General features: G+C 71.9%; 2 protein-coding genes. Both read left to right on the top strand.

Annotated elements, in window-relative coordinates:
- Window positions 1-394, top strand: a 394-nt coding sequence (locus AC1D01_RS36975; protein WP_477874826.1) for a FimV/HubP family polar landmark protein, incomplete at its 5' end; no start/stop codon positions are given.
- Window positions 391-840 (top strand): tRNA pseudouridine synthase A (locus tag AC1D01_RS36970; RefSeq protein ID WP_477874824.1); only part of this gene is annotated, 450 nt, incomplete at its 3' end. The genes AC1D01_RS36975 and AC1D01_RS36970, both read left to right, overlap by 4 nt.

The raw sequence follows: 840 nt of genomic DNA, 5'->3' as shown, positions 1-840 counted from the left end.
GCTGGACGACATGAGCTTCGACCTGCCGCTGGATCCGCCGCCCCCGCCGCCTCGCGCGGCGCCGGCCCCCGCACGCAGCGCGCCGGCCAGCGCACCGATGGATTTCGACCTGTCCAGCATCTCGCTGGACCTTGGCGATTCGACGATCCCCGCGCCGGCCGCCCCGCGCGCCGCCGCGGCAGCGCCCGCCTTGAGCAACGAGTTCGGTGACATCGACCTGGGCGACGCCCCGGACGACGGCTCCGACCCGATCGCGCGCAAGCTCGAACTGGCCGAAGAATTCCGCCAGATCGGTGACATGGAAGGCGCCCGCGACCTGCTGCAGGAAGTGATCGCCAAGGCGAGCGGCGCCACCAAGACGCGCGCCCAGGCCATGCTCAGCGACCTGGGGTGAACGAGCCCAAGCTGGCCCTCGGTATCAGCTACCAGGGCCAGGCCTACCGCGGCTGGCAGAGCCAGCCGGGCGGGCAGACGATCCAGGACCATCTCGAACGGGCGTTGTCGCAATTCGCGGCCACGCCCGTTCGCACGATGTGCGCCGGCCGCACCGATGCCGGCGTGCATGCGCTGAACCAGGTCGTGCACCTGCACGCACCGGTGGCGCGCGAAACCGAATCCTGGATGCGCGGCACCAACCGCTTCCTGCCCTCCGACATCGCGGTGCAGTGGTGCCGGCCCGTGCCCGACGACTTCCATGCCCGCAACAGCGCGCAGGGCCGCCGCTACGCCTACCTGCTGCTCGAGTCGCGCGTTCGGGCGGCGATCGAGTCAGGCGCCGCCGGCTGGGTGTTCCGCCCGCTCGATGGCGAGGCGATGCGCGAGGCGGCCGCCGTGCTGATC

Source organism: Rhizobacter sp. P3_B12 (assembly GCF_056402895.1).
This window is presented reverse-complemented; position numbering and strand designations above follow the sequence as displayed.